Source organism: Streptomyces bohaiensis (assembly GCF_012033785.1).
GTDB classification, from domain to species: Bacteria; Actinomycetota; Actinomycetes; order Streptomycetales; family Streptomycetaceae; genus Streptomyces; species Streptomyces bohaiensis.
The window spans coordinates 1-7,058 of record NZ_JAAVJC010000243.1 but is presented as its reverse complement, the minus strand read 5'-3'; the positions used below and the strand labels follow the sequence as shown (position 1 = coordinate 7,058).

The window sequence follows — 7,058 nt, the reverse complement described above, 5'->3', positions numbered from 1 at the left end:
GTCTTCGACCGCGCGGCGTCGCCCGCGCGGTCGCCCCGCCCCGCCGGATTCGGCAGCCACGCGTCGGCGCCCCTCCCCGCCGGGGGGCCACCGCGGCCCGAACCGCGCGGGCCGGAGCCCGAGGGGCCCGACATGAACGAGATCGTCGGCCGCGACGACCTCCTCCTGGTCACGCTGGACACCCTCCGGTACGACGTCGCGGTGGAGTTGGCCGCGGCCGGCCGCATACCCAACCTCGCCCGCCACCTCCCCGGCGGGGTGTGGGAGGAGCGGCACGCCCCCGGCAGCTTCACCTACGCCTCCCACCAGGCGATCTTCGCCGGCTTCCTGCCGACGCCCGCCGCCCCCGGCACCCACCCCCGGCTCTTCGCCGCCCGGTTCGCCGGCAGCGAGACGACGGCGTCCCGCACCTTCGTGCACGACACCCCCGACTTCGTCGGCGGACTGGCCGCCACCGGCTACCACACCGCCTGCATCGGCGGTGTCGGCTTCTTCAACAAGCAGGGGCCGCTGGGCACGGTGCTGCCCGCCCTGTTCGAGGAGAGCCACTGGGAGCGGTCGTTCGGGGTGGCCTCACCGGAGTCCTTCGAGGCACAGGTCGCCTGCGCGGAGCGGCTGGTGGCGCGGGTCCCGGCGGAACAGCGGCTGTTCCTGTTCGTGAACGTCGCCGCTCTGCACCAGCCGAACTGGTTCCACACCCCGGGCGCCACGGAGGCCGCCGGGGACAGCCGCGCCACCCACGCCGCCGCCCTGGAGTACGTGGACCGGCACATCGGCCGGCTCTTCGCCGCCATGTCCTCGCGCCGCAGCTGCTTCACCATCGTCTGCTCGGACCACGGCACCGCCTACGGCGAGGACGGCCACACCGGTCACCGCATCGGCCACCCGGTGGTCTGGACGGTGCCCTACGCGCACTTCTCGCTGCCCGGCCCGGCGGACGGCCCGCTCCAGGACGGCGACACCTTCGGAACCGAGGAACCATGAGCACAGCCACGTCCGTCGACGGCGCGGGCACGCCCCCCGCCTGCGATGCCGCCCACGACGCCACACGCACGGCGGAGCTCGGCAGCCCGTACCAGTCGTACGTCTACGCCTACCCGCACAAGACCGCGTACCGGCCGCTGCCGGAGCGGCCGACCCTGCGGGAACTGTGGCAGGGCGAGCCGCAGGACGCACTCTCCCTCTACGCGCACATCCCGTTCTGCGAGGTCCGCTGCGGCTTCTGCAACCTCTTCACCCGGATCGGCGCTCCCGAGGGCATGACCACCGCCTACCTCGACGCCCTGGAGCGCCAGGCGGGGGCGGTCCGGGAGGCGTTGGAGCCGGGTGCGCGCTTCGCCACGGCGGCGTTCGGCGGGGGGACGCCGACGTTTCTCACCGCGGTGGAGCTGGAACGGCTCTGCGACATCGCCGAGCTGCGGATGGGGGCCTCGCTCACGGACATCCCGCTGTCGGTGGAGACCTCCCCGTCGACGGCCACCGCCGACCGGATGGCCGTCCTGGCGGACCGCGGCGCCACCCGGGTCAGCATCGGCGTGCAGAGCTTCGTCGAGGCGGAGGCCCGGGCCGCGGTCCGGCCGCAGCGGCGGGCCGAGGTCGAGGCGGCGCTCGGCCACATCCGGGACGCCGGCGTTCCCACCCTCAACGTCGACCTCATCTACGGGATCGACGGGCAGACCGAACGGAGCCTGGACGCCTCCCTCGACGCGGCGCTGCGGTGGCGCCCGGAGGAGCTGTACCTCTATCCGCTGTACGTCCGCCCCGGCACCGGCCTCGGCCGTCGCGGGCCGGACGGTGCCGGCGGGCCCGGCAGCGCGCTCGGCCCCTCGCACGCCGCCGGGGCCTCGCCGCACCCGGACTGGGACGAGCAACGGCTCCGCCTCTACCGCCACGGCCGGGACCGGCTGCTCGCCGCCGGCTACCGCCAGGCGTCGATGCGGCAGTTCCGGCGCATCGACGCCCCCGCGACCGGCGACGACGACTACGCCTGCCAGACGGACGGCATGGTCGGCCTGGGGTGCGGCGCCCGCTCCTACACCTCGCGGCTGCACTACTCCTTCGGCTACGCGGTGGCGATGCCCGCCATCCGGTCGATCATCGACGCGTACGTCGCCGCCGCGGAGTTCGGCCGTGCCGAGGTCGGCCGCTGGATGGACACCGGCGAGGCGAGGCGGCGGCATCTCCTCCAGTCGCTGCTCCAGGCGGACGGCATGGATCTCGCCGAGTACCGCGCCCGGTTCGGCACCGACCCCCGGGAGGACTTCCCCGCGGAGCTGGCGCGGTTCGAGGACCGGGGGTGGCTGGCGCCGCCGGCCGCCGGCGGAGACCGGCCCGGGGGCACGCTGCGGCTCACCCCGGAGGGCCTGGCCCACTCCGACGCCATCGGGCCCGCACTCTTCTCCCCGGCGGTGCGCTCCGCCATGGACAGTTACGAGCAGCGATGAACGCCGTCGACCTCCCCCCGATTGCGCTCGGCCCGCCGCCTGCCACCGACCGCCCTGCCGCCGACTGCCCGGCGCCCGCCCGCCCCGCCGCCGAGGCGGGTCAGGGCCCCGCCGCGACGGGCATCGACCTCACCGTCCTCTACCGGGGGCCGCTCGCCTCGTGCGACTACGACTGTCCGTACTGCCCGTTCGCGAAGCGGCGCGACTCCACGGAGCAGCTCCGTGCCGACCGCGCCGCGCTGGAGCGGTTCACCGGGTGGGCCGCCTCCCGCACCGGGGACCGCCTCTCGCTGCTGTTCACCCCGTGGGGCGAGGGGCTGGTGCGGTCCTGGTACCGGCGGGCGCTCACCGAGCTGTCGCACCTGCCGCACATCCGCCGCGTCGCGATCCAGACCAACCTCGGCGGGCGCACCGCCTGGACCGCCGAGGCCGACCTCGACACCCTGGCGCTGTGGTGCACCTACCACCCGGGTCAGACGCCGTTCGAGCGGTTCGTCGCCAAGAGCCGGCGGTTGGCCGCGGAGGGCGTCCGGCACAGCGTCGGCGTGGTCGGCCTGCCCGAGCACCTGGACGCCGCCCGCCGGTTGCGCACCGAGCTGCCGGAACAGGTCTACCTGTGGATCAACGCCGCCGAGGGCCACCAGTACACGGACGCGGAGGCGGCCGAGTGGGCGGCGGTCGACCCGCTGTTCTCCTGGAGCCGCCACGCCCACCCCAGCGCCGGTCGGCCCTGCCGCACCGGAGAGTCGGTCATATCCGTCGACGGGGACGGCACCGTGCGCCGCTGCCACTTCGTGCGGGAGGAACTCGGCAACCTCTACGACGGCAGCTACCGCGCAGCGCTGCGCCCACGTACCTGCCCGTCGCAGGTCTGCGACTGCCACATCGGCTACGTCCACCTGGAGACACTGCCGCTGTACGACGTCTTCGCCGGCGGCGTGCTGGAGCGCATCCCCGCCGGCTGGTGACGTTCGACCGGCCGGTGCCGCTGCGGCGGCGGATCGGGGACGCGGTGCCGTGCGCCCGATCCGCCACGGGTCACGCCCGCGCGCGCAGGTGAGTCAGGTCGACCGTCGGCAGCGGAGCCGCGGCCGTCCCGGGCGTCAGGCGGGCCCCGAACTCCTCCTCGAAAGCCATCAGTGCGGCGACCGACGGCACCTCCGGTTCCTCGTCGTGCTCCTCGCTCCAGAGGTCCTGGCCGTACCGGAAGAAGCCGGCCGTGGCCAGGGCGCGGTTCATGCGGAAGGGATCCGCCCCACTGGTGAGGTGGACGGCCCACGCGTCGATGTGGGCCAGCAGCACGCCGGCATGGGCATGGGAGACGACCGTGTGCCCGTCCAGCACCTTGTGGACCGAGACGGCCTCACCGCCGACCGACAGCCGGGAGGTCTCCGCCGGCTCGGTCAGAAGCCCGTGGCCGGCCACATCGATGAGGAAGGTCCACGCGCCCTGGGCGCACACCCGCACGGCAGGCCGGTCGGGGCCGTGTCCGAACCGGTCGAGGGCTTCCTGCGCGGTGCAGCGCGGGTGGGATGTGGCTCCGCTGCCGGCGGCGAGCCGGTCGAGCACCTCGGCGCCGGCAGGGCCACGCACACAGGTGACCCCGAAAACGTCGAGGGGGACGCAGTCGGCCAGGGCCGGTCGGATCATCGCGCGGTGCCTTCCGTCGTGGTGGGAGCCGGACGCCTCTTGCCCCGGGCCCGCCACGCTACGGGTGGCCCCCGACACCGCGGTGGCGTCCGGCGGCCGCGCTACCGCGCTACCGCGCTACCGCGGTGCGGCGGTCGGGCCGGGGTCGGGGCGTCGCCCGTCCCCGTCGCCGTCCGGGGCGCGCCCCGGAGCGCCGGCCGCGGCACCCGCGCCGACCCCCGTGGCGACGCCTTCACCCGTCCCGCTCGTCCCGACCGTGGCGGCCGGAACCACGGACGTCGCGTCGTCACCAGCCTGCCGGGCGGCGAAGCCGTCGGAGGCCGCAGCCGTTGCCGCCGCCTGCTCGCCCCCACCTGCCGCACCCGCCGGGTCGCCCATGGCTGTTCCGCCGTCCGCCGGGTCGGCGACCGCGGCGAGCGCCGCGGCGGCCGGCTCAGGCAGCGAGTGGGCCGACGACGTCCGGGGGGACGCGGCGCAGGCCGCGTCGAGCGGGCGGTGCCCCGCGAGCGACAGCATCAGGCAGACCACGGCCGCTCCGGTCGCGACCGCCAGCGCGGGCCCGTGCCCGGCGCTGTCGACGATGCGGCCGCCGGTGGCGGTGCCGGCGGCCATGCCGATCGCGATGGCGCTCGACATCCAGGCGAAGCCCTCGGTGAGCCGAGCCCGCGGCAGCAGCCGTTCGATGAGGAGGGACGCCGTGATGAGCGCCGGCGCCACCGCCGCGCCGCAGAGCACCATGCAGACGGCCATGAGCAGCAGCCCGTCCACCCAGGGCAGCGGCAGTGCCGAGACGGTGAAGGCGGTCGCGCACAGCAGCATGCGGCCCGGGAGCCCGATCCGCCAGGCGCTGACGGTGCCCCACGCCAGGCCCGCGATCAGGCTGCCGACGGCCAGCAGTGCGAGCAGGAGCCCCGCCAGCCCCGGCGCTCCCTGGACCTCGGCGAAGGCCAGTATCGAGACGTCGATGATGCCGAAGAAGGTGCCCAGCAGCACGAAGACCGCCAGCAGCAGCGGCATGCCGGCGTACCTCGGCACCGCGCGGACGCGACCACCCGCGGTGCTCTCCCGCTCCGGTGCGGTGCGGGGCGCGGTGACGGTCAGTATCACCGTGCCGAGCGTCAGCAGCACCAGGGCGCCCACCAGCCCGGCCGCCGGGTGCACCGAGATCGCCAGCGCCGTCGCCAGCAGCGGGCCGATGACGAAGACCGTCTCGTCGACGACGGACTCCAGGGCGTAGGCGGTGGGCAGTCGGGGTGAGCCGCCGAGCAGCGCCACCCAGCGGGCCCGCACCAGCGAGCCGACCGGCAGGGAGGTGAACCCCGAGACCGCGGCGGCCGCCAGCAGGGTCCACAGCGGCGCCTCGCTCACGGCGAGCGTGATCAGCGCGGCCAGCCCGACGCCGTGGCCGAGCAGGGTCGTCGGCAGCAGGCGGCGCTGGCCGTGCCGGTCCGCGGCCCTGCCGAGCGCGGGGGCGGCGATCGCCTGGCAGACCGTCATGACGCCGGTGACCAGGCCCGCCTGCGCGTAGGAACCGGTGGTGGCCGACACCATGAGCAGGCATCCGAGGATGCGCATGCCGTTGGGGAGCCGCCCCAGGAAACCGCCCAGCACCGAGCTCCGTGCCCCGGGGATCCGGAGCAGCTCGCCGTATGTCCGCATGTCCGCATCGTCCTCCACGGCGGCGGCTGCCGCGAAGCGTTTTCCCACGACCGCGGCGTGATCTCCGGCACGCGACGCGTGCGCCCCCGGGGCCGGGACGACGGGGCGCGCGCCGGTGGCTTTCGGCGGCGGTCCGGGCGCTGTGCCGGTCCGCGGGCGGCGGTCCGACGCTGTCCTGTCGGGCCCGACCGGTGGGGTGCGGCGCCCGACGCGTCGGCCGCGGCCGGCCCCCGGACGTCGGCGGTCCGGTCAGGAGCGCCCGCCCGCTGCCCGCACCTCCGCTTCACCCGCACGGAGGGGCGCGTCCGTCGCGCCCCGCGGCGGCCCGCCGGTCCGTGCCCGGGCGGCACTGCCGCCCGCCGGGTCGGGGGCGGGTGGCAGAGGCGGTGGCCGCGCGGCTGAGGGGGCCGGTACCTCAGGGGGAGGAGGATCCGCGCGGCTGTTCCTACCGTCGACGGCATGACGCTCTCCATCGCCGACCTGCGAGTCGCCCGCGTCCCGGTCAGGGACGCCGGCGAGCCCCTCGTTCCCCTCGACGGGATCGCCGGCGCGCCGCCCGGTCCCGGCCGCCTGGTGCGGGCCGGGGTGGCCGCCCGGTTGGCGCTGGCGGAGCAGCTGCTGCCGTCCGGGGTGCGCCTGTACCTCGCCGAGGGGTACCGCCCGGCCGCCGCGCAGCGCGCGATCATCGACCACTACGGGGCCCGGCTCCGCGCGCTGCGCCCGACAGCGACGGCGGAGGAACTGCACCGGCTGACCAGCCGCTACGTGGCGCCGTTGGCCGTCGCCCCGCATGTGGCCGGTGCCGCCGTGGACATCACGCTGGCGGACGAGGCGGGCCGCCCGCTGTGGATGGGCAGCGCGCTCGACGCCACCCCGGAGGAGTCGCGCGGCGCGTGCTTCTTCGCCGCCCCCGGCATCGGTGAGGCGGCCCGCGCCCGGCGGGAGCTGCTCGCCACGGCGCTGTCCGCCGCGGGTCTGGTCAACTACCCCACCGAGTGGTGGCACTGGAGCTACGGCGACCGCTACTGGGCGTGCACCACCGGGGCCTCCCACGCCCGCTACGGGCCGGTCGAGGCGGCTGCGGCCGCCCGCACGACGGACCCGGCTCCCCGTGGGTTCCGTGGGGCGGCCACCGGCGACGTGCACGAGGCGACGGTGGTCCGGTGACCGCGTCCCGCCCCGACGAGCGGTTGCTCGCGAGGTTGCGGAGCCGGACGGCCGCGGGGTGCGCCGCCTCCGGCCACCGCCCCGCGCCCGACCGCGGCGCCGCCTCCGACCGCCGCCCCACCGCCGACCGTCCCGCCC

General features: G+C 76.2%; 6 protein-coding genes. 4 read left to right on the top strand and 2 right to left on the bottom strand.

Translation table 11 applies throughout. From position 1 onward, the window contains the following. Nucleotides 1-132: 132 nt before the first annotated feature. The 3 genes from HCN52_RS19845 (at nt 133) to HCN52_RS19835 (ending at nt 3,412) form a co-directional block, all read left to right on the top strand. Nucleotides 133-984, top strand: a complete 852-nt coding sequence (locus HCN52_RS19845; RefSeq protein ID WP_168089814.1) for an STM4013/SEN3800 family hydrolase — start codon at nt 133-135, stop codon at nt 982-984. Further along, nucleotides 981-2,444: an STM4012 family radical SAM protein gene (locus HCN52_RS19840; protein WP_168089813.1), complete on the top strand. Its 1,464-nt coding sequence runs from the start codon at nt 981-983 to the stop codon at nt 2,442-2,444. Before HCN52_RS19845 ends, HCN52_RS19840 begins: the two co-directional genes overlap by 4 nt. A gap of 122 nt (nt 2,445-2,566) precedes the next feature. Further along, on the top strand, nt 2,567-3,412 hold the full coding sequence (locus tag HCN52_RS19835) for an STM4011 family radical SAM protein (RefSeq protein WP_168089815.1): 846 nt from the start codon (nt 2,567-2,569) through the stop codon (nt 3,410-3,412). 70 nt (nt 3,413-3,482) lie between these two features. On the opposite strand, the gene HCN52_RS19830 is transcribed toward HCN52_RS19835, so the two are convergent. Then, nucleotides 3,483-4,094, bottom strand: coding sequence for a DUF6461 domain-containing protein (locus tag HCN52_RS19830; RefSeq protein WP_168089812.1), 612 nt, complete (start codon nt 4,092-4,094; stop codon nt 3,483-3,485). A 117-nt stretch (nt 4,095-4,211) separates the two neighbouring features. Beyond that, nucleotides 4,212-5,753, bottom strand: coding sequence for an MFS transporter (locus tag HCN52_RS25990; protein ID WP_168089811.1), 1,542 nt, complete (start codon nt 5,751-5,753; stop codon nt 4,212-4,214). Nucleotides 5,754-6,212: 459 nt separating this feature from the next. On the opposite strand from HCN52_RS25990, the gene HCN52_RS19820 reads away from it, so the two are divergent. Continuing rightward, nucleotides 6,213-6,920 (top strand): M15 family metallopeptidase, encoded by a 708-nt coding sequence (locus HCN52_RS19820; protein ID WP_168089810.1) that lies wholly within the window; start codon nt 6,213-6,215, stop codon nt 6,918-6,920. The last annotated feature ends 138 nt before the right edge of the window (nt 6,921-7,058 follow it).